This window comes from Pseudomonas sp. FFUP_PS_473, assembly GCF_002858665.1.
Taxonomy (GTDB): Bacteria; Pseudomonadota; Gammaproteobacteria; order Pseudomonadales; family Pseudomonadaceae; genus Aquipseudomonas; species Aquipseudomonas defluvii.
On record NZ_PJQQ01000009.1, the window covers coordinates 18,912 to 43,201 of the forward strand.

General features: G+C 60.5%; 20 protein-coding genes and 1 riboswitch. Of the genes, 14 read left to right on the plus strand and 6 right to left on the minus strand.

What is annotated here, in order from left to right:
- The first annotated feature begins 399 nt into the window (after positions 1-399).
- From putP to CYD26_RS08160, 8 genes are all read left to right on the plus strand, one after another.
- The gene (gene putP, locus CYD26_RS08125; RefSeq protein WP_102052347.1) at positions 400-1,884 is read left to right on the plus strand and encodes a sodium/proline symporter PutP; all 1,485 of its coding nucleotides are present in this window, start codon (positions 400-402) and stop codon (positions 1,882-1,884) included.
- A 115-nt stretch (positions 1,885-1,999) separates the two neighbouring features.
- The gene (locus tag CYD26_RS08130) at positions 2,000-2,836 is read left to right on the plus strand and encodes a 23S rRNA (adenine(2030)-N(6))-methyltransferase RlmJ (RefSeq protein WP_065758711.1); all 837 of its coding nucleotides are present in this window, start codon (positions 2,000-2,002) and stop codon (positions 2,834-2,836) included.
- Positions 2,837-2,947: 111 nt separating this feature from the next.
- Complete coding sequence (locus CYD26_RS08135; RefSeq protein ID WP_065758712.1) at positions 2,948-4,705, plus strand: carbamoyltransferase; 1,758 nt, start codon at positions 2,948-2,950, stop codon at positions 4,703-4,705.
- Positions 4,689-5,819, plus strand: coding sequence for a glycosyltransferase (locus CYD26_RS08140; RefSeq protein WP_065758713.1), 1,131 nt, complete (start codon positions 4,689-4,691; stop codon positions 5,817-5,819). Before CYD26_RS08135 ends, CYD26_RS08140 begins: the two co-directional genes overlap by 17 nt.
- A complete protein-coding gene (locus tag CYD26_RS08145; protein ID WP_102052348.1) occupies positions 5,819-6,715 on the plus strand; it encodes an antimicrobial resistance protein Mig-14 in 897 nt (298 codons plus the stop codon). Before CYD26_RS08140 ends, CYD26_RS08145 begins: the two co-directional genes overlap by 1 nt.
- Positions 6,712-8,121, plus strand: a complete 1,410-nt coding sequence (locus CYD26_RS08150) for a PIG-L deacetylase family protein (RefSeq protein WP_102052349.1) — start codon at positions 6,712-6,714, stop codon at positions 8,119-8,121. Before CYD26_RS08145 ends, CYD26_RS08150 begins: the two co-directional genes overlap by 4 nt.
- A gap of 48 nt (positions 8,122-8,169) precedes the next feature.
- A complete protein-coding gene (locus CYD26_RS08155; protein WP_065758716.1) occupies positions 8,170-9,126 on the plus strand; it encodes a glycosyltransferase in 957 nt (318 codons plus the stop codon).
- A gap of 323 nt (positions 9,127-9,449) precedes the next feature.
- A complete protein-coding gene (locus tag CYD26_RS08160) occupies positions 9,450-10,565 on the plus strand; it encodes a glycosyltransferase (RefSeq protein WP_099773400.1) in 1,116 nt (371 codons plus the stop codon).
- Here the strand turns inward: CYD26_RS08160 and CYD26_RS08165 are convergent.
- Positions 10,551-11,156: a lipopolysaccharide kinase InaA family protein gene (locus tag CYD26_RS08165; protein WP_065758718.1), complete on the minus strand. Its 606-nt coding sequence runs from the start codon at positions 11,154-11,156 to the stop codon at positions 10,551-10,553. The two genes, CYD26_RS08160 and CYD26_RS08165, sit on opposite strands and share 15 nt — an antisense overlap.
- Between CYD26_RS08165 and CYD26_RS24980 the strand changes: the two genes are divergently transcribed.
- From CYD26_RS24980 to hldE, 3 genes are all read left to right on the plus strand, one after another.
- Positions 11,155-11,361 carry a hypothetical protein gene (locus CYD26_RS24980; RefSeq protein ID WP_145991787.1) on the plus strand — a complete coding sequence of 69 codons (207 nt, stop codon included), beginning with the start codon at positions 11,155-11,157 and terminating at the stop codon, positions 11,359-11,361. The two genes, CYD26_RS08165 and CYD26_RS24980, sit on opposite strands and share 2 nt — an antisense overlap.
- 8 nt (positions 11,362-11,369) lie before the next feature.
- Positions 11,370-13,178 (plus strand): lipid A export permease/ATP-binding protein MsbA, encoded by a 1,809-nt coding sequence (msbA, locus tag CYD26_RS08170; protein ID WP_102052350.1) that lies wholly within the window; start codon positions 11,370-11,372, stop codon positions 13,176-13,178.
- 133 nt (positions 13,179-13,311) lie between these two features.
- Entirely contained in the window at positions 13,312-14,733 is a 1,422-nt protein-coding gene (gene hldE, locus CYD26_RS08175) for a bifunctional D-glycero-beta-D-manno-heptose-7-phosphate kinase/D-glycero-beta-D-manno-heptose 1-phosphate adenylyltransferase HldE (protein ID WP_065758721.1), read from the plus strand.
- A gap of 15 nt (positions 14,734-14,748) precedes the next feature.
- On the opposite strand, the gene CYD26_RS08180 is transcribed toward hldE, so the two are convergent.
- The 4 genes from CYD26_RS08180 to CYD26_RS08195 form a co-directional block, all read right to left on the minus strand.
- On the minus strand, positions 14,749-15,711 hold the full coding sequence (locus CYD26_RS08180; protein WP_065758722.1) for a metal ABC transporter ATPase: 963 nt from the start codon (positions 15,709-15,711) through the stop codon (positions 14,749-14,751).
- 40 nt (positions 15,712-15,751) lie between these two features.
- Entirely contained in the window at positions 15,752-16,564 is an 813-nt protein-coding gene (locus tag CYD26_RS08185; RefSeq protein WP_065758723.1) for an aldo/keto reductase, read from the minus strand.
- On the minus strand, positions 16,561-17,736 hold the full coding sequence (locus CYD26_RS08190; RefSeq protein WP_065758724.1) for an FAD-binding oxidoreductase: 1,176 nt from the start codon (positions 17,734-17,736) through the stop codon (positions 16,561-16,563). Before CYD26_RS08190 ends, CYD26_RS08185 begins: the two co-directional genes overlap by 4 nt.
- Positions 17,737-17,804: 68 nt before the next feature.
- Positions 17,805-18,137, minus strand: a complete 333-nt coding sequence (locus tag CYD26_RS08195) for a multidrug efflux SMR transporter (protein ID WP_102052351.1) — start codon at positions 18,135-18,137, stop codon at positions 17,805-17,807.
- 88 nt (positions 18,138-18,225) lie between these two features.
- Between CYD26_RS08195 and CYD26_RS08200 the strand changes: the two genes are divergently transcribed.
- On the plus strand, positions 18,226-19,116 hold the full coding sequence (locus tag CYD26_RS08200; protein WP_065758726.1) for a LysR family transcriptional regulator: 891 nt from the start codon (positions 18,226-18,228) through the stop codon (positions 19,114-19,116).
- A gap of 14 nt (positions 19,117-19,130) precedes the next feature.
- Entirely contained in the window at positions 19,131-20,399 is a 1,269-nt protein-coding gene (waaA, locus tag CYD26_RS08205) for a lipid IV(A) 3-deoxy-D-manno-octulosonic acid transferase (RefSeq protein ID WP_065758727.1), read from the plus strand.
- Positions 20,400-20,462: 63 nt separating this feature from the next.
- On the opposite strand, the gene CYD26_RS08210 is transcribed toward waaA, so the two are convergent.
- A complete protein-coding gene (locus CYD26_RS08210) occupies positions 20,463-21,893 on the minus strand; it encodes a TolC family outer membrane protein (protein WP_102052352.1) in 1,431 nt (476 codons plus the stop codon).
- 153 nt (positions 21,894-22,046) lie between these two features.
- Positions 22,047-22,152: riboswitch (TPP riboswitch) on the plus strand.
- A 154-nt stretch (positions 22,153-22,306) separates the two neighbouring features.
- Here CYD26_RS08210 and thiC point away from each other — a divergent pair.
- Positions 22,307-24,193, plus strand: a complete 1,887-nt coding sequence (gene thiC / locus CYD26_RS08215; RefSeq protein ID WP_102052353.1) for a phosphomethylpyrimidine synthase ThiC — start codon at positions 22,307-22,309, stop codon at positions 24,191-24,193.
- Positions 24,194-24,290: the final 97 nt, after the last annotated feature.

The following is a 24,290-nucleotide window of genomic DNA, read 5'->3' on the forward strand; positions in this document are numbered from 1 at the left end:
TGCAACCCAATTTTCGTACAAAAAAAGTGCAGCTCGTCCGACAGTTTGAGGGGCTCAGCCGTTTTGGCTGTTTAGGGTGCATTTACTTCTGTAGATCGTGCTTTTTGCTCCATAAGGGAGCAAAAAGTGGTCGTCATCGGAAATATCCGACGAGGTGCAACTGGATTGCAGAAATTGGTTGCACCTTCTTTGCGTTGTTGCATAGCATTCGCGGCCTCGGTGCAACCTCGCTTGAGGTCAGGTGTACCCGTGCGGGGCTTTATCTGGAAGTCTTCGCATCACTCCATGCGCGGTTGGGCTTCAGTGCTACCCGTGACGAGCGTTCAGGGAATGAACGGCTTTGCCGGCGGCATCAGCCAACTGCGGCTACCATAAAAACAAATTCCAGGGCGCAACATCATGAGTGTAAGCAACCCAACCCTGATCACCTTCGTGATCTACATCTTGGCGATGGTGCTGATCGGCTTCATGGCCTATCGCTCCACCAACAACCTTTCCGACTACATTCTGGGCGGCCGCAGCCTGGGTAGCGTGGTAACCGCGCTCTCGGCGGGTGCCTCGGACATGAGCGGCTGGCTGCTGATGGGCCTGCCAGGCGCGATCTACATGTCGGGTCTGTCGGAGGTCTGGATCGCTATCGGCCTGATCATCGGTGCCTACTTGAACTGGCTGTTCGTTGCCGGGCGCCTGCGTGTTCAAACCGAATACAACGGTGACGCGCTGACCCTGCCGGACTACTTCACCAGCCGTTTTGAAGACAAGAGCGGCCTGCTGCGGATCATCTCCGCGGTGGTGATTCTGGTGTTCTTCACAATCTACTGTGCTTCCGGCATCGTTGCAGGTGCCCGTCTGTTCGAAAGCACCTTCGGCATGTCCTATGAAACTGCCCTGTGGGCAGGTGCAGCCGCCACGATCGCCTACACCTTTGTTGGTGGTTTCCTCGCTGTGAGCTGGACCGATACCGTTCAGGCGACCCTGATGATCTTCGCGCTGATTCTGACGCCGATCATTGTTCTGCTCGCCACCGGTGGCGTCGATACGACCTTCCTGGCCATCGAAGCGCAAGACCCGGCGAACTTCGACATGCTCAAAGGCACTACCTTTATCGGCATCATCTCGCTGATGGGCTGGGGTCTGGGTTACTTTGGTCAGCCGCACATCCTGGCGCGCTTCATGGCGGCAGATTCGGTCAAGTCGATCGCCAAGGCTCGCCGTATCTCCATGACCTGGATGATCCTGTGCCTGGTCGGTACCTGTGCCGTCGGTTTCTTCGGTATTGCCTACTTCTCGGCGCACCCTGATCTGGCCGGTCCTGTGACCGAGAACCATGAGCGTGTGTTCATCGAACTGGCCAAAATCCTGTTCAACCCATGGATCGCAGGCGTGCTGCTGTCGGCTATTCTGGCTGCCGTAATGAGCACCCTGAGCTGCCAGTTGCTGGTGTGCTCCAGTGCGTTGACCGAAGACTTCTACAAGGCTTTCCTGCGCAAGAGTGCTTCTCAGCTTGAGCTGGTCTGGGTCGGTCGTCTGATGGTGCTGGCCGTAGCGCTGATTGCGATTGGTATCGCCGCCAACCCTGAGAACAAGGTCCTGGGCCTGGTGAGCTATGCCTGGGCGGGCTTCGGCGCTGCCTTCGGTCCTGTGGTACTGATCTCCGTACTGTGGAAAGGCATGACCCGTAATGGTGCGCTGGCCGGTATCCTGGTCGGTGCGATTACCGTGGTTGTCTGGAAGCATTTCGCCCTGCTGGGTCTGTACGAAATCATCCCGGGCTTCATCCTGGGCGCCCTGGCAATCCTGCTGGTCAGCACCCTGGGTCGTCCGTCGCAAGGTATGGTTGCCCGTTTTGAGAAGGCCGACGAGGCGTTCAAGAAAGGTCATTGATCGGTTAATGCTGGTCTGTGCCTGACAACGGCCCGATCTCTTCCAGGGGTCGGGCCGTTGTCGTTTTGCCTGGCCCCTGCGACAGGGTAAACTTGTCGGCCTTGCAGGAGTTGCCATGAACTATCGTCACGCCTTCCACGCCGGCAACCATGCCGACGTCTTCAAACACCTTGTGTTGACCCGCCTCATTGCGCTGATGTCGCGCAAGGAGCAGCCGTTCGCCTATATCGATACCCACGCCGGCCTTGGCTTGTATGACTTGCAGGGCGATCAGGCGACACGCACCGGCGAGTACCTTGAGGGTATCGGGCGCCTGTGGGGGCGTGACGACCTGCCCGAGTTGGCTGCCGATTACCTGCGCATCCTCAAACGCATGAACCGGGATGGCGAACTGCGCTATTACCCAGGTTCGCCTGAGCTGGCGCGGCGTCTGGTGCGTGATCAGGATCGCGTGCTGCTCAACGAAAAACACCCGGAAGACGGTCGTCTGCTCAAAGAGAACATGAAAGGTGATCGACGCGTTGCAGTGCACCTTGGCGAAGGCTGGCACGTGCCGCGTGCCTTGCTGCCCGTTCAGGAGAAGCGTGCGGTGATGCTGATCGACCCGCCTTTTGAGCAACTCGATGAGCTCAAGCGATGCAGTCAGGCCATGAAAGAGGCCATCGGCCGTATGCGACAGACCGTCGCGGCGATCTGGTACCCGATCAAGGAAGAGCGTCAACTGACGCGCTTTTATCAGGACCTGACCAGTACAGGGGCGCCGAAACTGCTGCGGGTTGAATTGCTGGTGCATCCCTTGGATACCCCGCAAAGCCTGAACGGTTCCGGCCTGGCCATTGCCAATCCGCCATGGGGGCTGGAAGAGGAGTTGCGCGAGCTGCTGCCATGGCTTGCGCAAGTACTCGGTCAGACACAAGGCAGCTGGCGTATGGACTGGTTGATCGCTGAATGAGTCGGCGCGCAGTGCTGGGTTGCGCGCTGCTTTACGTTATAATCCCGCTCTTTGGCTGCCGCTTGCCACACGCGCAGGGGCACATTTTAAAAGTTTGAAGAGGCTAGACCCTTGGCATTGACGATTCTTGGCCTGTCCGGCGCCCTTAGCCATGATCCTTCCGCGGCCCTGTATATCGACGGCAAACTGATTGCTGCCGCTGAAGAAGAGCGCTTCGTGCGCGATAAACATGCAAAGAACCGCATGCCCTACGAATCGGCGAAGTTCTGCCTGGAGCAGGCCGGGATCAAACCGTCCGACGTCGATGTCGTCGCGATTCCGTTTGCCCCGATCAGCCTGTTCGGCAAGGCTCGCTGGCACTACGCCAAGCGTTACTGGTATGCCCCTGATCGTGCCCTTGACGCGATTCTGATGGGCAACCGCCGCTACAAGCGTTACCGCAAGAAAATCGTCTGGTGCCTGGAGCAACTGGGCTTTGATCCGAAGAAGATCAAGATCGAGCCGGTCGAGCACCACCTGGCTCACGCTTCCAGCGCTTACCACTGCTCTGGCTTCAAGGAGAAGACTGCGATCCTCGGGATCGACGGTAAGGGCGAGTACGCCACCACGTTCTTCGGCTATGGCGAAAACGGCAAGATTCACAAGATCAAGGAGTTCTTCGATCCGGACTCCCTCGGTGGCCTTTACGGTGCGATCACCGAGTTCCTCGGTTTCGAAATGCTCGATGGCGAGTTCAAGGTCATGGGCATGGCGCCGTATGGCGATGCCAGCAAGTATGACTTCTCGCGCCTGGCCAGCTTTGAGAATGGCGAGCTGGAAATCAACACCGAATACGCCAACGTCATCGGCCTGCGCCGCCATAAAGAGAAGGGCAAGGGCTTCTACTTCTCGCCAAAACTGATCGAGTGGCTGGGGCCGAAGCGTGAAGGCGATATCGCCGACGAGCCGTACATCCACTATGCGGCCAGCATGCAGGCGCTGTTCGAAAAACTGGCGTTGCAGATGATCGACCATTACCTGGGCGACATCCTCAAGGAAACCGGCAAGCTGGCGTTTGCCGGTGGTTGTGCGCTGAACGTCAAGCTGAACCAGAAGATCATCGCCCGTCCGGACCTGAAGGAGCTGTTCGTTCAACCGGCTTCCGGTGACGCCGGTACCGCTGTCGGTGCGGCGGCCTATGTGTCGCACGCCCGTGGCGTTCCGGTCGAGAAGATGGAGCACGTCTACCTCGGCCCTGCGTACTCCAACGAGGACGTGATCGCCGCCTGTGCCCGTCATCCGAGCCAGCCAAAATGGCGCAAGATCGACGACATGCCGCAGCGCATCGCCAAGATCATGGTCGACGGCAATCCCGTGGCCTGGTTCCAGGGCCGCATGGAGTTTGGGCCACGTGCCCTGGGTGGTCGTTCGATCATTGGCTGCCCGAGCGTGCCGGGCGTGGCTAACCGGATTAACGAGCAGATCAAGTTCCGCGAGCGCTGGAGGCCATTCTGCCCGTCGATGCTCGACACGGTTGGCCCGCAGATGATCAAGGTCGATCACCCGGCGCCATTCATGACCTTCACCTTTGAAGTGGCGGAGGAGTGGAAAACCCGCGTGCCGGAAGTTGTCCATGAAGACGGCACTTCGCGGGCACAAGTACTCAAGCGTGAGTACAACCCGCGTTACTACGACATGATGAAAGCGCTGGAAGACCTGACGGGTAACGGTGTGTCGCTGAACACCTCGCTCAACCGTCGTGGCGAACCGATGATCTGCTCGCCGACCGACGCCTTGAACATGTTCTTCGGCTCCGACCTGCAATACCTGATCATGGAAGACATTCTGGTGGTCAAGGACGGTGCGGACAGTTATGACACCATCGGCTGAGCGGCATGTCCTGCAGTTCTGTCATGGTTATGACGGGCCGTTCCTGGACTGTGCCCGTCAGTATGCCAGCCTGTTTGCGGGCACGGGTTACCGGGTTACCACGGTTTTCCTGACCGGTGCTGCCGATCCACAGGTGGCTGCTGGCTGTGCGTCTGACGAAGTGCTGTTCATGGAATTCAGCTCGAAGGCCATTCGCGGCCTGAAGCTGGGGGCGATTCGCGCATTGCGCCGGATCGCTTCCAGCCGCCGTTTCAGCTTCTGCATTGCCCACCGTTTCAAGCCGATCTATGTGGCCTTGCTGGCGACGAATGTGCCGGTGATCGGTGTGCATCACGCATTCAGCGATTACAAGCGTGGCAGCCGGCAGTTGTTTGCCAACCTGTTCCGTCGACGCCTGAGCCTGCTCGGCGTCTCTGATGCAGTGCGCGACGACATGCGCCACTGTTTGCCCAAGTGGCCGGAGCAGCGTATCCAGACCCTCTACAACCGTGTCGACATCGAGGCACTGCAGGCGAGCCTATTGCCTGCTGCCGAAGCGCGTCAGGCCCTGGGGTTGGACCCGCAGGCCTGGATCGTCGCCAACGTCGGTCGCCTGCACCCGGACAAGGACCAAGCCACGCTGCTGCGCGGCTTTGCCAAGGCGCTGCCGGGGCTGCCGGCCGGTGCTCGTCTGGCGATCATGGGCAAGGGGCGCCTGGACGAGAGCCTCAAGGCGCTGGCTGCCGAACTGGGAATCGCCGGACAGGTCGATTTCCTGGGCCAGGTAGCAGACGGTCGTCGCTATTTCCGCGCATTCGATGCTTTTGCCCTGAGCTCCGATCACGAGCCGTTCGGGATGGTTCTGCTGGAGGCCATGGTTGCTGGCTTGCCGCTGTTGGCGACAGCTTGTGGTGGGGCAAAGGAGGTCGTCGAGGGGGTCGGTATTCTGTTCCCACTGGGTGATGCCGAGCGCCTTGCTCAAGGGCTGCAGCACCTGGCCGGCTTGGATGAGTCGCAACGCCAGGCCTGCGCCGAGCGCATGCTGCAGCGTCTGCGTGAACGTTTTTCCGATGTTGCCGTACGTGAGTCCTTCTGGCAGCTGCCAGCCGTCAGCGCATTGGCTGCGGAGGCTTGATGCTCAATCGAATCAAAGGCTGGCGCGAACGTGGCTGGCACGAAGTAGATGCTGCTGCCTATGAACAGGCCTGGCAGCGTTTTGGTGGCAGCGTTGCCACTCACCCGTTGGTGGTCGCGCAATTGGCTGACCTTGCCGAGATCCCGGTGCGCTACCTGGCCTGGGAAGCACAGGGTGAGCTGAAGGCGGTGATTCCAACCTGGGGGCGCTACCTGGCGCTGTCCAAGGACGTGCTCAAGCGTGCGGGCAAGAAAGGCTTGTTCGACTTGGGTAATGCCGAGTTGATTCTGCCTGCTGCGACCGATGCTCAGGTGCCGCTGCGGCATGCCGGGCGTTACCTCTCCGAGTTGAATCAGGGCCGTTTCGCCAACCTCAAACCGCAAGTGGAGTCCTTGGCCATGGCCAGGACCCCGGAAGACCTGTCGAAGAAATTCCGTTACAACCAGCGCCGCGAGTTGCGTCTGCTGGAAGAGGCGGGTGGGCAGGTTCGTCCTGTGACCGACTTCAGCAGTGCGGAGCTGGCGGCCATGTACTGCGACCTGTTCCAGCGCCGCTGGACGTTCCCGGCCACCGGTGCCGAGCGTATGGCCGAAGTGCTTGAGCGCTTGCGTGAGCTGTTGATCGGTTCGGTGTTGTTTCTTGACGGTGCCCCCATCGCCATTCAATTGGTGTATCGGGTTGAAGCGCCGGAATGGATCAGCGTTGAGTACGTCAATGGCGGTGTCGATCCCGAAACCAAGGCGTTCAGCCCTGGCAGCGTATTGAGCTTCCTCAACACACAGAGCGCCTGGGAAGACGCCCGTGCGCGGAACAAGCCGTTGCGGTTTTCTTTCGGTCGTTCCGATCGCGAGTACAAGGACCGATGGTGCAACCCCGTTCCGGTGTTTCAGGTGTGAGCCGCAAGCAACAGTTGCTCAAGCGCCATCGGCGCAACAAGCGTCTGGGCTTGCTGCTCGGCCTGCTCGTGCTGCTCGGCGTGGGTGTCGGCGTTCACTGGTGGTTGCCACTGGTGCTGTTGCCGCTGCTGTGGGTGGCCCACGAAGCGTGGTTCGCCGACCACTTGTTCTATTCGCCAGCCGAGGATTACCAGTACACCTTCCCTGAAGGCTGTGAGCCGGTTGCGGTGTCACTGGTCGGCCAGGCCCTGCGCGTGACTCAGCCACTGCCAGTAACGGGTGACGAAACATTGATTCTTCAGGTCCGCCTTAAGTGCACCTGGCTAGGGCGTTTCTTCGACCCTGCCGTCGAGGTGCTGGGCGGTGACGTCCCAGACCTGCAGACGTTCGAGCGCGGTGTGCGAGGCATGCGCTACCTCAACCTGACGGGCCAGGCGGCGGCTGTCATGGCGGGTAATCTGCGCCTGCGTGGCCGGCATTGTCGGGTGCTGGATGCATCGCAACTGTGGGTTGTGCGCAGCGGTGACCTGCACCCGCGGCGGGTCATGGTCATTGCGCCCCATGCCGATGATGCCGAGCTGGCCGCCTATGGCCTTTACAGCAAGGCCGCAGAATCCTGGATCGTGACACTGACGGCGGGTGAGATCGAGGCAGAGCATTACCAGCAGATGGGCCTTGAGCGTGCCGAGGCTGCACGCCTCAAGGGGCGTCTGCGTGCCTGGGACAGTATTGCGGTGCCACGCTGGGCGGGTGTACCGCAGGCGCAGTGCGTACAGCTGGGGTACTTCTGCCTGCAGTTGCCCGCCATGCAAGCCGCACCGGATCAGCCAATGGCTTCTCGGGAAGCCGAGATGGCCGACACGCGGCTGTTCCGGCAGTTCAATAGTCTTGCCTTGCCAGGCGATCACGATGGTGCTCCGACCTGGAACAACCTGCTGGCTGACTTGCGAGCGCTGATTGTGCTGGCGCGTCCACAGGTGCTGGTGATGCCGCACCCTACACTCGACCCTCACCCCGATCACGTGTGCGCTCAGGCGGCGGTGCTTGAAGCCTTGCAAGGCCTTGAATGGCAGCCTGAAACCCTGTTGTGCTACGCCAACCACCTGCATGACAACGATCGTTGGCCGATGGGCGACAGCGGTGCAGGCGTGGCGTTGCCACCGCAAATGGAGGCTGGCCAAGGCTGGACTCCGCATAGCCTGGTGCTTGACCTGAATGCACAGCGTGACAAGGCCATGGCGCTGGGCATGATGCATGACCTGCAGCCTGCTCCCCCGTTCAAGCGGCGCCTGCGACGCCTGTTGCAGCGCTGGCTGGCAGGCCGCAAAGCGTCGCCCTACGGTGAGAATGAGTTTTTCCGTAAAGCAGTGCGTCGACATGAATTGTTCTGGCGCCGGGATCTGTAGGTCCAGGGCGTGATTGATAGCGGTAGCGCATGCGCCGTAAGGAAGACAATGAAAGTTCTATTTCTGGTGCAGAAGGAACAGCGGGCCATTCTGGATCGCTTGTACGAAGGGGTTGCTGCGCATTGCGAGTGCGACCTGCGTTGGTTGACCAGCGCCGATCAGCGCAATCTACGTGCGTACTTTCGCCGTGAAATCGACGTCAGCCAGTATGACCGGATCATCTTCTTCCTGCGCTTCAAGCAGGAGATACGGCAGGTCGGTTTCATTCGTACGGTTCCCAACCTGGTCATCCTCGAGCACGATGCTTACCAGAATTACATTCCCTGCAAGTACACCGGTGCTTTCAGCAAGCATTATCGCAAGCTGCCTTGGGCGCGCGTGATCAGCTCCGGCTTCATGGTCAGCGAGCGTCTGCGGCAGGAAGGGTTTGATGCAGTGTTCGTGCCCAAGGGGTATGACCAGCAGTTGCTGGCTGATCAGGGGCGTGAGCGGGACATCGAGTTGGCATTCGTTGGCAGCACCAACAGCGTTGCCTACAGCGGTCGCAAAGCCTTGCTCGATGAACTGGCTCAGGTCGAAAATCTGGTCGTTACCCGAACAAAATCGGGTGAAGAGTACTGCGATACGCTTAACCGGATTCGTTTTTTTGTAAGCGCTGATGTTGGCATGGGCGAGTACATGATCAAGAACTTCGAAGCCATGGCGTGTGGCTGCGTACTGCTCGCTTACGATCAGGGCGATGCCGAAAACCGTGCGCTGGGTTTGCAGGATATGCACAACGTCGTGCTGTATGGCAGCATTCCCCAGTTGCAGGAAAAGTTGAACATCCTGCGTGCAGATCCTGCGCTGGCGCAGCGTATTGCTGTCAACGGCCGTGATCTTGCGGTTTCGCGCTTCAGTTTTGCTCAGGTCGGACGCAGCATTGTCGAACAGTTGCAACCGCCTCTTCGGCCTCGCCCGGCGTTGACCGGTTGGCAGCGCCTACGGCTAAGCCTGGGTTTCTGAGTGGCCCAGGCAATGTGCCGGTATGCCCTGGTTTCAGCAGGCATGCCGGCGTAACGTCTTCGATTACTTCAACCTGAGCCTTTTGCGCTTGTGGGGTTAGCCAGGTGCAGGCGGCGAAGGGCAGAACTGCTCCGCATCAGGCGCTCGGTTTGTGGCAATATCCTGCCTTTTTGGCGTCATGTATTCGTCGTGTTCATGCGCGCTGTTCGGATTGTGCAGTAAAGTGTGGAATGGATTTTATCAATGGAGATGACATTGGCTTTTTCAGTGGATGCGTTCGCCTGTGTCATTTTCGTATGGCGTGAAGCAGAGTGTGCTGCCTCATGAACGTGATCAACATCATGTGGGCTGGTGGCTCGCCTTTTGTTTCAGTGCACAAGGTCCATCAGCAGATTCTTTCGCTGGCGGCGCCCGGAACTTCAGTCATCAACTGGTTGCTGCAAGGCCGTGCCTTGTCCGACAGTGCTGGATCGCCAAGCCTGGAATGGAACCTGTCCTCGCGCTTGATCAAGGGGCGGCACGTCTGGAAACTGCTTGGCCCTTGGTTGCGCGCGCGTTTTCGCAAGGCCTTGCTGGAGGCTGATGCCGGTGCGGTGCTGCTCGACGGTGTGGGTGTAGCGCGCTTGTTGCTCCCGGTCCTGCGCAGCTTGCCCAGTGTCCGGGTTGCCGTCCTTTTTCATGGCGAGACACGTCTGAGTACGGCTGATGTCTCGTTGCTCAAGTCCCTCCCTACCTCTCAGCTGACGTTGGTTGCCGTTTCTCGCACGCTTGCCGATGCACTGCAAGGCACGACAGGCTTGCCGGTGACCGTGTTGCGCAGCGCGCTTGAGCCCTCGTGCTTTGAAGCCGCACTGTTCGCACGTGAACAGGCTCGGCAGACACTGGGGGTGAGTACGGACGGGGTCAGGGTAATGGGCGCTGTCGGGCGCCTGGTCGCTAGCAAGGGTTTCGATTATCTGATCGATGCCTTTGCCCAGGCATCCAGGGCGCACCCCGATCTGCGTTTGTTTATTCTTGGTGAGGGTGCTGAGCGCGTGAATCTTGAAGCGCGTGTCGAGCGACTCGGGCTGCTCGGGAAGGTCATTCTGCCGGGGCACTTTTCTGGCTGTGATCAGCTCTATCGCGCTTTCGACTGGGTGTTGATTCCCTCCTATTCGGAAGGGCTGGGCCTGGTGCTGCAGGAGGCTGTTCTGGCCGGTGTGCCGGTGCTATGCAGCGATCTGGCCGTTTTCCGCGAGCAACTGGGCGAGGATGGATGCTACGCGCCCGTGGGTGATACCCAGGCATGGGCGCAGGCCATCGAGCGCTGTGCTGCGCTACCTGCCGTCGAGGTAGCGAGTGCCCAGTACCGAGCCTTGGCACCCGTGCAGGCCTGGCAAACGTTCAGCCAGACCTCCCGCGATCTGCTGGCTCCGGTGTCTGCTTCAGCGGGCCAGTAACGCATGTTCCAGCTCAACGAGTGGAAACGCTTCGCTGAGCTGCTCGCGAGACAGGTAACGGGCAAAATGCTGCACGTTGCGTTTGATCATGCGTTCAGGCAAGGGTGCCCGGAGAAATTTCATGTCCGCTACGTCGATGAGCCCCAGGTGACTGTCGGGTGTCACGACGATATTGCCCAGGTGCAGTGAACGAAAATAGATCCCGCAGTGGTGCAGCTTGCGAATCAGCGACACCATTTCCGGCAGCGTTTTCTGCCAGCTGAAGCCGGGCTGTTGGCTGATTTGGCGCAAGGTCTTGCCGGGCAGCGGGCGGTACAGCACTGCAGTCTTGCCGGGTTCGTCGAGTCGGTAATGGGCTAGTACATGCAGTGTGGGGATGCCAAATGCTTCCAGGCGTAGGGCATTGTCGATGAAGCGACGGGAGTAGGGTCGCAGCAGCGCCGAAGAGAAAAAACGCTTGCGCCTGAAGAGTTTAAGAATATTACCGTTCTCGAGCAGGTAGACTTTCGCGCCAAAGCTATCGGCCTCCAGGATCTGGGCGCCGAGTATCAGCTGTTCGAGGTCGGCCTGAGTGAGTCGGGAGCATTGCATGGTTGAGGCCTTGTTGAAAATGGCACGCAAAATGACAGGCCATAATGCCGAAAACTTCAGGAATGCACCATGGCAGGATGCTTTGATTCATTGGCAGTGCGGGCATCATGAGCCTGTGATTGCTCTTTACGGTGAGCCGAGTTCCTGTGATGGCATGCCCATCACGTCGGCTGTGATAAAATTTTCCGTTCTACCAGAACAGTGAGCTCGAAGATGGCTGAAACACCGCGAGAGGCGGAGCAGGGCTCCAGTCTGAAAATTTACTTTCGGCTGCTGAGCTATGTGAAGCCTTATATAGGCATTTTCCTGCTGAGCATTGTTGGCTTTGTGATCTTTGCCTCGACCCAGCCGATGCTGGCGGGCATTCTCAAATACTTCGTCGACGGCTTGAGCAACCCCGAAGCGGTGTTGTTCCCCAATGTGCCGTACCTGCGCGACCTGCAGTTGCTCCAGGCGGTGCCCTTGCTGATCGTGGCCATTGCCGCGTGGCAGGGGCTCGGCTCCTTCCTGGGTAACTACTTTCTGGCCAAGGTTTCCCTTGGCCTGGTGCATGACCTGCGGGTTGAGCTGTTCAACAATCTGCTGGTTCTGCCCAATCGCTACTTCGACAGCCACAACTCCGGCCATCTGATCTCGCGGATTACCTTCAACGTGACCATGGTCACGGGGGCGGCGACCGATGCGATCAAGGTGGTGATTCGCGAAGGCCTGACCGTTGTTTTCCTGTTCATCTACCTGTTGTGGATGAACTGGAAGCTGACGCTGGTCATGCTGGCGATCCTGCCGCTTATTGCAGTCATGGTCGGTACCGCCAGCAAGAAATTCCGCAAGCAGAGCAAGAAAATCCAGGTGGCCATGGGGGATGTGACCCATGTCGCTTCGGAAACCATTCAAGGCTATCGCGTGGTGCGCAGTTTTGGGGGTGAACGCTATGAGCAGGAGCGGTTTGCCAACGCCAGTCAGAGCAACACCAACAAACAGCTGCGGATGACCAAGACTGGTGCGATCTATACACCAATGCTGCAATTGGTGATCTATTCGGCCATGGCCGTGCTGATGTTCCTGGTGCTGTTCTTGCGCGGAGATGCTTCTGCCGGTGATCTGGTGGCTTACATTACTGCCGCGGGCTTGTTGCCCAAGCCGATTCGCCAGTTGTCGGAAGTCAGCTCGACCATCCAGAAGGGTGTGGCCGGGGCCGAGAGTATTTTCGAGCAGTTGGATGTTGAGCCCGAGTGTGACACTGGGACGGTGGAGCGTGAGCGCGTCAGCGGTCGCCTTGAAGTGCGCAACCTGAGCTTTACCTACCCGGGCACCGAGCGTCAGGTGCTCAATGACATCAGTTTCAGTGCCGAGCCCGGTCAGATGATCGCACTGGTGGGGCGTTCCGGCAGCGGCAAGTCGACCCTCGCCAGCCTGCTTCCGCGGTTCTACAACCACGAGCAGGGCCAGATCCTGCTGGACGGCGTGGAAATCGAGGAGTATCGCCTGCGTAACCTGCGTCGGCACATTGCCCAGGTCACCCAGCACGTCACCTTGTTCAACGATACTGTGGCCAACAACATCGCCTATGGCGACCTGGCCGGAGCACCGCGTGAGCAGATCGAAGCAGCGGCTGCCGATGCCTATGCCAAGGACTTCATCGAGCAGTTGCCGCAGGGTTTCGACACCGAGGTTGGTGAGAACGGCGTGCTGTTGTCCGGTGGCCAGCGTCAGCGCCTGGCAATTGCTCGGGCATTGCTCAAGAATGCCCCGCTGTTGATTCTTGACGAGGCAACCTCGGCGCTGGATACCGAGTCGGAGCGGCACATTCAGGCTGCGCTGGATCAGGTCATGAAAGGCCGAACCACCCTGGTGATCGCCCACCGACTGTCGACCATCGAAAAGGCCAACCTGATTCTCGTGATGGATCAGGGGCGTATCGTCGAGCGCGGTACACACAGCCAGTTGATCGCGGAGAACGGCTATTACGCCCGCCTGCATGCGATGGGGCTGGACGAGCCAAGCAAGGCCGACATCACTTGATGCATGAATGCCGGGGCCTGCTGTGCCCCGGCTGCCAATCGGCGTGTGAGCGCCCGCGTGTACAGCGGCAATCAAGCCTCTGTTTCGCCTGTGCTAATATTCCGCCCCTGTTCATTTTGTATATGGGTTACCCATGAAGTTGTCCATGCCGCGTTTCGATCAAGCCCCGGTATTGGTGGTCGGCGATGTCATGCTCGACCGCTACTGGCATGGCGGCACCTCACGTATTTCGCCTGAGGCCCCGGTGCCGGTGGTCAAGGTCGAACAGATCGAGGACCGCCCGGGCGGTGCAGCGAACGTTGCCTTGAACATTGCTGCGCTGGGTGCGCCGGCGTTGCTGATCGGCGTTACCGGCCAGGACGAAGCGGCCGACAGCTTGACCAATAGCCTGAAGGCGGCCGGTGTCCGTTCGATCTTCCAGCGTATTGCCCATCAGCCGACCATCGTCAAATTGCGGGTGATGAGTCGTCACCAGCAGTTGCTGCGTATCGACTTTGAAGAACCTTTTGCCACCGACCCGTTGTCGCTCGGTGCCGAAGTCGATGCCTTGCTGGACGGCGTCAAGGTGCTGGTGTTGTCGGACTACGGCAAGGGTGCCTTGAAGAACCATCAAAGCCTGATCCAGGCCGCCCGTGCCAAAGGTATTCCGGTGTTGGCTGATCCCAAGGGCAAGGATTTCTCCATCTACCGTGGTGCCAGCCTGATCACGCCTAACCTGAGCGAGTTCGAGGCCATCGTTGGACGTTGCGCTGACGAGACCGAGTTGGTCGCCAAGGGCAGTCAGTTGATGCGCGAACTTGAATTGGGTGCGTTGCTGGTGACTCGTGGCGAGCATGGCATGACCCTGCTGCGTCCAGAGCAACCGGCCTTGCACTTGCCTGCGCGTGCGCGTGAAGTCTTCGACGTCACCGGTGCTGGCGATACGGTCATTTCCACCCTGGCGGCGGCCATCGCGGCCGGAGAAGCACTTCCGCAGGCAGTGGGCCTGGCTAACCTGGCCGCCAGTATCGTGGTGGGCAAGCTCGGTACTGCAGCCATCAGTGCACCGGAGCTGCGCCGCGCCATTCAGCGCGAGGAAGGTTCCGAACGCGGCGTGTTGGGCTTGGAGCAGTTGCTGCTGGCCATCGATGATGCCCGGGCGCACAACGAGAAAATCGTGTTCACCAACGGCTGTTTCGACATTCTGCACGCGGGCCACGTGACCTACCTGGAGCAGGCGCGTGCCCAGGGTGATCGACTGATCGTGGCGGTAAACGATGATGCATCGGTCAGCCGCCTGAAAGGGCCAGGTCGCCCGATCAACAGCGTGGACCGGCGGATGGCGGTGCTGGCAGGCCTGGGTGCTGTCGACTGGGTCATCAGCTTCCCTGAAGCGACCCCGGAGAACCTGCTCAGCCAGCTCAAGCCGGACGTGCTGGTCAAAGGTGGCGACTATGGTATTGACCAGGTGGTCGGCGCCGAGATCGTCAGAGCCTATGGCGGAACCGTGAAGGTGTTGGGGCTGGTGGAAAACAGCTCGACCACAGCGATCGTCGAGAAGATCCGCAAAAACTGACCCGAACAGCCTGCGCTACTTGTGCAGGCTGCCACGGGCCATCTGCAGCAGTTGCCTGGCCTTGCCCGTCAGGCGACTCAGCCCGGACTCGCTGCGGGCCGGGCTCAGGCCTTCCTGCCTGAGCCAGTCCTTCCAGCGAATACGCTCTTCCTTGACGACCCAGCCGTCCTGCCGGGCAAAACTCTCAGCCAGATACACGCCGCGGGTGCTGGCCGGGTTCAGACGATCCTTCTTCAGCGTGTAGAGCTCAGCCAGCGGTCGCCCGTCTTCGAGTGGCATCAGGTAAAGGTCGGGCCGGCTGCGATTCAGCCGAGCGACCAGTTGGTCACCTTCCAGGCGTTCGTCGACGTGGAACAGGCTCAGCGACCTCGCTTCCTTGGGTACCTGAAGGCGCAGGTCATAGACCAGTTGTAGCGACGCCGTGGGTAGATGCACATAGGCCCGTGGCCGTTCCAACAGTTGCAGGTTGGCGCAGTGTACGGGCTGTGCGGCACCTGAAAGTGGCGTCACGACAAAGGGCAGGGTGTCACGGTAGTGCAGGGCTTCAGCATAGGGCGCCGGTAACCAGGTTTCGTTGAAGCGTCCACTCAGCCACCCCTCGGGCGTCTCCAGCAGGCATTCCTCGGCCACTTCCTGTATCGCAGTGTGCAGCGGCAGGTTCAGTTCCTGAGCGGGGACATAACCGGAGATCAGCTTGAGCACGACATCGCCCCGGTCCTGGCGGCGCTGGCGCACCAGTACCCAATAGTCGCGGTTCTGCCATTGCAGCGTCAGTCGCACCGACACCCCGAGGTTGGCCAGCTCGGCCACGAAGTGTTGGTGATCGCCCAACTGGATGGGTTTGCGCCGCTGCAGGGTCTGGGCAAAATTCAGCGGTTTGCCGATGCTCTGGTAGCTCAGCCCTTCCGGGCTGGCTTCGACATGGAGCGGCAGTGTCTTGAAGTTGCTGGGGTTCTTGCGGATCAGCGTTCGCGGCATGTCGGCTCCTTCTTGCGTTGGGGTCGGCCGCGACGGCGGCTCAGCGCTTGCTTAATACCTGGGCAACGGTGGCCACGTTATGGGCCAGGTGTACGGGGTTGATGGTGCCGACAATAGCACTGCTAACGCCGGGATGGGCAAACAGTAGCTCAAAGCTGGCACGCACGGGATCTTCGTCCGCGTGCAGGCAGACATGGCCGCTGGCCAGTGCCTTCTTCACCAGAATGGCTTTACCGTGCGCGGCGGCATAGTCCAGTACCGGTCGTTCGCCCTGCTCGTTGAGATTGTAGGTGACCATGGCGCAATCGCCTTGTTCCAGAGCCTTCAAACCACCGGCGACGGTTTTTCCGGAGAGGCCAAAGCCGCGAATCTTGCCTTCCTGCTTGAGCTGCGCGAGGGCTTCGTAAACGCCTTCCTGCTCAAGGATACGCAGATCGTTGCCGTCAGAGTGCACCAGTACCAGGTCGATACAGTCGGTTTCCAGGCGCGTCAGGCTGCGCTCGACCGAGAGGCGGGTATGGGCCGCGCTGAAGTTGAAGCTCGAAAGGCCGTTGTCGAACTCTTCGCCCACTTTGCTGACGATCACCCATTCATGCCGCTGGCCACGCAGCAACGGGCCAAGGCGTTCTTCGCTGCGGCCATAGGCGGGCGCGGTGTCGATCAGGTTGATGCCCAGGTCGCGGGCCTGGTCGAGCAGCTGACGGGCTTCACGGTCATCCGGGATCGTGAAGCCGTTGGGGTATTTCACGCCTTGGTCGCGGCCCAGTTTGACGGTGCCCAGGCCCAGTGGCGAGACCATCAGGCCCAGGCTGCCCAGCGGGCGGTGCAGGTCATGCAGGGTGGCTTGGTTCATGGCAGCAACTGTTCCCAGACAGGTGGAGCAATGGGCGGCTTTGGCAGTTCCGGCAGTGTGCTACAGGCCCCTGGCGTAATGCCGTCGCGCGTCAGGCTGGCCATTACGCGATCGGCGAAGTCGGGGGCCAGTGCCAGTTTGGTTGGCCAGCCGACCAGCAAGCGCTGCTGCTCGGCGAGGAAGGCGTTGTCTGGGCGTACCAGGCCTGACTGTGCCGGCTCTGCCCGATCAACCCGCAGGGTTGCCCAGCGCACCTGACTGAGATCGACCCAGGGTAGCAGGCTGGCCACTTCCTTCTTCGCTGCCGCGACCTGTGCATCCGGTTCGCGTGCAACGCCGTCTGCTTCTGCAAGGTCGCCGCCCAGGTACCACACCCACTGGCCATCGGCCGCCGGGTGGGTGGTGACGGTGACGCGTGGTTTGGGGCCGCCACCGAGGCAATGGGCATAGAGGGGTTTCAGGCTTGGCCCTTTGGCCAGCACCATGTGCAGGGGGCGTGTTTGCATGGCCGGCTGGCTAAGGCCAAGTGCCGTGAGCAGTTCGGCGTTGCCGGCGCCCGCGCTCAGCACCACGCGCTGCGCACGGATCTCGCGGCCATCGACCCGCAGGCCGACCAGTTCATCGCCTTCACGCAGCGGCTCGATCCGCTCACCGGCGAGCAGGCTGTCACCGGCCAGGGTCGCCAGGCGATCGAGCAGGCTGGGGACATCAATGACCAGTTCGGCCAGGCGATAGACTTTGCCTTTGAAGGCGCGATCCTGCAGGGCAGGTGGCAGCTGCTCGCCCTTGACCTGATCGACCCGGCCGCGCACGGCCTTGCTGGCAAAGAAACTGGTGAGATTGCCCGCCAGGGTACCCGGGGACCACAGGTAGTGCGCTTCTGACAGCAGGCGCACGCCGGACAGGTCCAGTTCGCCGCTACCGGCCAGGGCTTCGCGCCAGCGCCGAGGCATGTCGGCAATGGCTTCCGAGGCACCGGTCAGGGCGCCGTGCAGGGCGTACTTGGCGCCGCCATGGATGATCCCCTGGGATTTCAGGGTTTGCCCGCCACCGAGGCTGTCGCGCTCTACCAGAACCGTCGAATAGCCCTGACGACGCAGGCGCGCATTGAGCCAGAGGCCTGCGACCCCTGCGCCGACAATCAGGACGTCGGTAGAAATAACCGATGGCATGTACAAACCTCACAAGCTGGGACAGGAGCGCAGTATACAGCCTGTGGCGGTTTGCACCCTGCCTGGCATCAATGCCCGGCGTTTTTTGAGAACACCTGAATCACCACCACGCCGCCGACAATCATCGCCATGCCCAGGATGGCGGGGGTATCGAGCTTTTGGCCATAGAGGAGCAATGCGGCGATGCTGATCAGGACGATACCCAGCCCTGACCAGATCGCATACGCGATGCCCACCGGAATGCTGCGCACGACCAGGGTCAGCATCCAGAACGCCACGGCATACCCACAGACCATCAGCAGTAGGGGCAGTGGTGTGCTCAGGCCTTTGACAGCTTTCATGGAGGCGGTGGCAATGACTTCCGCGAAGATGGCAATAGCGAGGTAGGTGTAGGCGTTCATGGTGGGTGTCCTCTGTAGTTGGTGGGCATTCTAGAGGATGGCCGAATGCGGTAAAGTCATTAGCTATCTGGATTGGAGATAGGTTGCGATGAGCGAGCAGTGGAGTCTGGAGCAGGTGCGGCTGTTCGTGCGGGTGGCGGAGTTGCGCTCGTTTTCCGCTGTTGCCCGTGAGCAGCGCAAGGCGCAGTCGGCGATCAGCAGTGGCATTGCCTTGTTGGAAGAGGACCTGGGGGTCGTCCTGTTCGAGCGCAGTAGCGGCCGCCAACCGCGCCTGACCGAAGCAGGCGCGGCGTTGCTGGAGGACGCCCGCGAACTGTTGCGCCAATGCGAGCGCCTGGATGGCCGGGCCCTGGCGCTGATGCGCGGGCAGGAGGCGCAATTGCGTGTGGCCCAGGATGAGGCCATGCCTTATCAGCCGGTGATTGACAGCCTGGATGAACTGGCCCAGCGTTTTCCGCTGCTTGAAGTGCAGTTGGCCAGCGGGGCACAGGGGGATGTGGCGCGCAAGTTGGTTGAGCGTCGGGCAGACCTCGGGTTGCTGTTCCATCATGACCATATGCCTGCCGCGCTGGAACGTCGGGCGTTGGGCAGCGTCGAGATGGTCACGGTGTGTGCGATCCATCACCCGTTGGCGCAACTGCCGTGGGTCAGTCGGCAGCAATTGGCGCAGCACCGTCAGTTGTTGATTACCCCTCAGGAGAGCGGCTACCCCGGTGGTGAGCCGATCAGCCCGCAGATCTGGCGTGCAGACAGTTTCTACGCCATCGCCGAGCTGCTGATGCGAGGTCTGGGATGGGCCTGGTTGCCCCGGCATGTGGTGCAGTACCCGACTTACCAGACGCAGATGGTCGAGTTGGCCAGCGAATGGACGCCGCCAGCATTGGTGGTGGAACTGGCATGGCGGCGGGATGAGCCCCTGGGGCCGGCCGCACAGTGGTTGGCTGAACGCTTCGCACTGCACTTGCGCGCCATTGGCTAGTACACTGCGGCGCCATGAACAGAACCCTTTATACCCTGTTGTTTCACCTGGGCCTGCCGCTGGTCGCGCTGCGCCTGTACCTGCGCTCGCGCAAGGCGCCAGCCTATGCGAAACGTATCGGCGAGCGCTTTGCCAAGGGCCTTGCACCGATGCAGACCGGCGGCATCTGGGTGCATGCCGTGTCGGTGGGCGAAAGTATTGCTGCAGCGCCGATGGTGCGGGCCTTGCTCAAACGTTATCCACAGCTGCCCATCACCATCACGTGCATGACCCCGACCGGCTCCGAGCGGGTCAGGGCTATGTTTGCCGATGAGCCGCGCGTTCAGCACTGCTACCTGCCGTACGATCTGCCCTGGGCGGCGGCACGTTTTCTGGATCACGTACAGCCGCGCCTGGCGGTGATCATGGAAACCGAGCTCTGGCCCAACCACATCAACCAGTGCGCCAAACGAGGTATACCGGTGGCTTTGGCCAATGCCCGGTTGTCTGAGCGCTCTGCGCGTGGCTACGGGCGATTTGCCAGGCTGACCCAGCCGATGTTGGCGCAGATGAGCCTGATTGCAGTTCAGACCGAGGCCGAGGCCGAGCGTTTCCGTCAGTTGGGCGCCCGTCCCGAATGTGTTGAGGTTACCGGGTCGATCAAGTTCGACCTGAGCATCGATCCTCAGCTGTTGGTCCGTGCCGGTCAGTTACGTGCCCAGTGGCAAGCGGATCGGCGCCCAGTATGGATCGCGGCGAGTACCCATGAGGGCGAAGACGCGATCATTCTGCAGGCGCACCGGCAACTGCTGGAACACCACGCCGACGCCTTGCTGATTCTCGTGCCGCGTCACCCTGAGCGATTCAACGCTGTGTTCGAACTCTGTCAGCAGCAGTGTGTGACACAGCGCCGCTCCAGTGGCGAAGCGGTCACTGAGCAAACCCAGGTACTGCTCGGTGACACCATGGGCGAGTTGCTGTTCCTGTATGCGTTGGCAGACATTGCCTTCGTCGGCGGTAGCCTGGTCGCCAATGGTGGGCATAACGTCCTGGAACCGGCGGCCTTGTCCAAGCCGGTGCTCAGTGGGCCGCACCTGTTCAACTTTCTGGAAATCGCAGCGATGTTGCGTGAAGCGGGGGCTTTGCAGGAAGTGGACGACGCGCAAGGCCTGGCTGCACAGGTGCGCCGCTTGATTGAATTGCCAATCGACGCTCGGCGCATGGGTGATGCCGGGTTGTCAGTGATGCGCGCCAACCAGGGGGCATTGCAGCGCTTGCTGGACGGGTTGGCGCGGTTGTTCTGAGGATGTCACCGGCACGCCAGCACGGTCCATTGCGGTCCCGTGTGCGGCTTGCCGGTGATGCGGTCAGGGGCGGCGCTCGAAGTTCGCTTGTGCGGCCTTGGCCAGGTCTGGCGGCAGGAAGTCCTTGTCCGGGTTATAGTCGGCTTTCAGGTAGCGCGTCAGGTCTTGCAGGTCCTGCGGGCTCAGTGTGCCAGCGGCTTGCTTGAGGCGCAGGTTGTCGAGGATGTAGTCGTAGCGGGTGTTGTTGTAGTCCCGCACCGAGGTGTACAGCTGACGTTGGGCATCGAGTACGTCGACGATGTTGCGTGTCCCGACCTGGTAGCCGATCTCGGTCGCTTCCAGTGCGCTCTGGTTGGAGATGATCGACTGCTTGCGCGCTTGCACCTGCTCCACATCGGTGTTCACTGCACGGTGCAGGTTGCGGGTGTTTTCCACCACTTGGCGGCGCAGGCTCTCGCGTTGCTGTTCAGTCTGGTTCAGGCGCTGGTAGGCCTCACGCACCTGCGAGCTGGTCAGCCCGCCACTGTAGATCGGAATGTTCAACTGCAGGCCAATGCTGCGTTGTTCGACATCGCCTCCGTATCGAACACCCGGCGTTGGGTTGCTGAACCCCAGGTTGTCGTTGTCGCCTTTCTGATAGTTGGCCACTGCATCGAGCGTCGGGGCATGCCCGGCCTTGCGTTGACGCAGGGTTTCCTCCGCGGCGCTGACGGCATAGTTGGTCGCCTGCAAGGTCAGGTTCTGCCGTGCGGCGGTGTCGACCCAGGCGGTGGCGTCGTTCGGAACCGGCACCTGCACGGGCAGGGTATGGACGATGCCCTGGATCGCGTTGTACTCACGGTTGGTCAGGGTGATCAGTGCCTGGAAGGCGTCTTCGACCTGACGTTGGGCAAGGATCCGGTTGGCCCGCGCCGTGTCATAGCTGGCCTGGGACTGCAGTACGTCGGTCTTGTCCGACAGACCCACGTCAAAGCGTTCGTTGGATTGGTCCAGCTGGCGCTTGAACGCGGCTTCCTCGGCCTTGGTCGCCGCCAGATTGTCCTGGGCACGCAGCACGCTGAAATAGCTGTCTGCACTCTGCAGAATCAGATTCTGTTCGGTAGCCGAAAGCTCCAGTGCCGCTTGTTCATTGACGGCCTGTGCCGCTTGTAACTGGAACCAGCGATCGGCACGGAAAATCGGCTGCGACAGGGTCGCTTGCCACGAGTTGCCACTGCGGTTGGCGGTGGTCGAGGGTTCATCGAACTGGGTGCGGGTGCTCTGCATCTCGGCCCCGGCCGAGAGGTTTGGCAGTAGCCCGGCACGCGCCTGGGGTACGACCTCGCGGCGAGCACCGTAGTTGGCCTGGGCCGCTGCCAGATCGGCGTTATTGTTGACTGCTTCTTGATAGACGCTGACCAGGTCGGTCTTTGCGGACAAGGGCGCTTCTGCTGCCCAGGCCATTCCGTTGGTAGCACAAGACACGGCAAGGGCCAGTGAAAGTTTGCGCAGCATAGGGCAATCCTTGAACGAGTTAGATAGTCGCTTAGTTCAGAGCGTAGTGCAGTGTAGTTGCGCTGGCATGTTGCAACAATCTGCCATATCCGCCATTGATCGTACGCAGTTTTACAGTGGTGGCTTTACGCGTCACTCCAGTCTAGACTGACCCGGTTCTTGTCGGGGTGCCTTGTGTTGAGGCTGAGATCGGATAATTCCGGATCCCGTTGAACCTGATCAGGTTAGCGCCTGCGTAGGGAACAAGATTGCTCGCCTTCCCGCGAGCCCTCTTGTGCCAGGGTCCGGGAATGTCGAGTCAGCTTCAGGCTGCCAGGCATCGCCGACTATGGCACAGCACCAGTCCAGGTGCGTCCGTGCCTTTCAGGTTCACTCCGACATTCCACCGCTGGATGCCGTCTGGAGAGCCTGTGATGAGTAAACAAGAAAAATACGCCAACCTGAGTGAATCGGCTCAGGTCGATCAGCAGTCCGTGCAACCTTTTACCCGTTCGCGAAAAATTTATGTCGAAGGCTCGCGCCCTGACATTCGTGTGCCGATGCGTGAAATCAGCCTGGACGACACGCCGACCGACTTCGGTGGCGAGCCTAACGCTCCGGTGCTGGTCTACGATACTTCGGGCCCTTACACCGACCCGAACGTGGTGATCGATGTGCGTAAAGGCCTGGGCGACGTGCGCTCGGCCTGGATCGAAGCCCGTGGCGACACCGAGCGCCTCGACGGCCTCAGCTCGCATTTCGGCCAGCAACGCCTGAGTGACCCGGAGCTGACCGCACTGCGTTTTGCCCACGTCAAAAACCCGCGTCGGGCCAAGGCCGGTGCCAACGTCAGCCAGATGCACTATGCGCGCAAGGGCATCATCACGGCCGAGATGGAGTACGTTGCCCTTCGCGAAAACATGAAGCTGCAAGAAGCCCGTGCCGCAGGCCTGCTCAAGCAGCAGCACGCCGGTCACAGCTTCGGTGCCAGTATTCCGAAAGAGATCACCCCGGAGTTCGTCCGCGAGGAAATTGCCCGTGGCCGTGCGATCATTCCGGCCAACATCAACCACGTTGAACTGGAACCGATGATCATCGGGCGTAACTTCCTGGTGAAGATCAACGGCAACATTGGCAACAGTGCCCTGGGCTCGTCCATTGAAGAAGAAGTGGCCAAGCTGACCTGGGGTATTCGCTGGGGTTCGGACACTGTCATGGACCTGTCCACCGGCAAGCACATTCATGAAACCCGCGAGTGGATCATCCGCAACTCGCCGGTTCCGATCGGTACCGTGCCGATCTACCAGGCATTGGAGAAGGTCAATGGTGTCGCCGAGAACCTGACCTGGGAACTGTTCCGTGACACCTTGATCGAGCAGGCCGAGCAGGGTGTGGACTATTTCACCATCCACGCCGGTGTGCTGCTGCGTTACGTGCCACTGACCGCCAAGCGTGTGACCGGTATCGTCAGCCGTGGTGGCTCGATCATGGCCAAGTGGTGCCTGGCGCACCACAAGGAAAACTTCCTATACACCCATTTCGACGAAATTTGCGAAATCATGAAGGCCTACGACGTCAGCTTCTCGCTGGGTGACGGCCTGCGTCCGGGTTCGATTGCCGACGCCAACGATGAAGCGCAGTTCGGTGAGCTGGAAACCCTTGGCGAGCTGACCAAGATCGCCTGGAAGCATGACGTTCAGTGCATGATCGAAGGCCCTGGCCACGTGCCGATGCAGTTGATCAAAGAGAACATGGACAAGCAGCTGGAGTGCTGCGACGAGGCGCCGTTCTATACCCTCGGCCCACTGACCACGGACATCGCTCCTGGCTATGACCACATCACCTCCGGTATCGGTGCGGCGATGATCGGCTGGTTTGGCTGCGCCATGCTCTGCTATGTGACGCCCAAAGAACACTTGGGCCTGCCGAACAAGGATGACGTCAAGACCGGCATCATTACCTACAAGATCGCCGCGCATGCTGCCGACCTTGCCAAGGGCCATCCGGGGGCGCAAATCCGTGACAATGCCTTGTCCAAGGCGCGCTTCGAGTTTCGTTGGGAAGACCAGTTCAACCTTGGCCTGGACCCGGACACTGCACGCAGCTTCCATGACGAAACCCTGCCGAAGGATTCGGCCAAGGTCGCGCACTTCTGCTCCATGTGCGGGCCGAAGTTCTGCTCGATGAAGATCACTCAGGAAGTGCGCGAGTACGCCGCCAACCAACGCATCGAAGCTCTGGATGTATCGGTCGAGGAAGGCATGCGTGAGCAGGCCGAGCGGTTCCGCCAGGAAGGCAGCCAGTTGTACAAAAAGGTCTAAGGACACCCTGGGGCGGCGCGCCATGCGCACCGCCTCGCAACCAGGCCAACCCCTACAGGCACTGCACATGCCGGTGCCTGTGGGGGTTGGCTTGGCC